The organism is Hyphomonas sp. UBA3601 (genome assembly GCF_002375605.1).
Classification (GTDB): Bacteria; Pseudomonadota; Alphaproteobacteria; order Caulobacterales; family Hyphomonadaceae; genus Hyphomonas.
In genome coordinates, this window is the sequence record NZ_DFME01000053.1 from 1 (window position 1) to 912 (window position 912).

At 56.9% G+C, this 912-nt stretch carries 2 protein-coding genes; one reads left to right on the forward strand and one right to left on the reverse strand.

Annotation, left to right across the window (positions count from 1 at the left end; genetic code table 11):
• Positions 1 to 560: pyridoxamine 5'-phosphate oxidase family protein (locus B4F73_RS06200; RefSeq protein WP_290482754.1), on the forward strand; the 560-nt coding region annotated here is incomplete at its 5' end.
• Here the strand turns inward: B4F73_RS06200 and B4F73_RS06205 are convergent.
• The coding region (locus B4F73_RS06205; protein ID WP_290482755.1) for an anthranilate synthase component II at positions 557 to 912 on the reverse strand (356 nt) is incomplete at its 5' end. The two genes, B4F73_RS06200 and B4F73_RS06205, sit on opposite strands and share 4 nt — an antisense overlap.

A 912-nucleotide genomic window follows, 5' to 3' on the forward strand; every position in this document is an offset into this window, starting at 1 on the left:
TTCATTGGGGCGCGAACCGTCTTGCGGAACCGGCTGCCCGGAAAGGCGTTGAGAGGGAAACACTGAAAGGAACTTCCCCTCCCATGACCCAACTCGCTGACAAGGACCTCACCGAAACTTTCTGGGATCGTCTTGAAGACTGCCGCACAGGCATGCTCGTGATTGATGGCCGGGCTGTGCCCATGTCCCACTATGTTGATGAGAACAAGCGCGAGCTGTGGTTCATCACCGCCAAGGGTACGTTCATGGCCGAACATGCCAACGGAACGAACGCGCACTATGTTCTGTGCAATGACAAGGAAGGGCTCTATGCCAGCCTGTCCGGTCGCCTCATGCCAGAAATCAACAAGGAGAAGCTTGATGAATACTGGAGCTTCATCGCGGCCAGCTGGTACGAAGACGGCAAACAGGATCCTGACGTCCTACTGCTGAAACTGTCGCTTGATGCCGGTGAAGTCTGGACGTCAAAAGGCGGCGCGAAGTTCTTCTACGAAATTGCCAAAGCCAATCTCACCGACGACAAGCCGGACATTGGCGAGCATTTCGAAATCAGCTTCTAAAGCTTGTCGAGCCAGTTCTTGAGCAACGCGTGGCCGTGTTCGGTCAGGATGCTTTCCGGGTGGAATTGCACGCCGTAGATCGGCCGTGTCTTGTGGTGCAGGGCCATGACTTCGCCATCCTCGGTGAAGGCGTCGGCTACCAGAACTTCCGGCAGGTCTTCGGGCTTCACCGCGAGTGAATGGTATCGCACCACTTGATAGGTTTCGGGCAAACCTTCGAAAAGGTCGCCGCCGGTCTGGCGGATTTCTGACAGCTTGCCATGCCGGATTTCCCTGGCGGTGATGACCTCGCCGCCAAAGGCTTGCCCGATGGACTGATGGCCGAGGCAGACGCCGAGGATCGGCAGGTCTT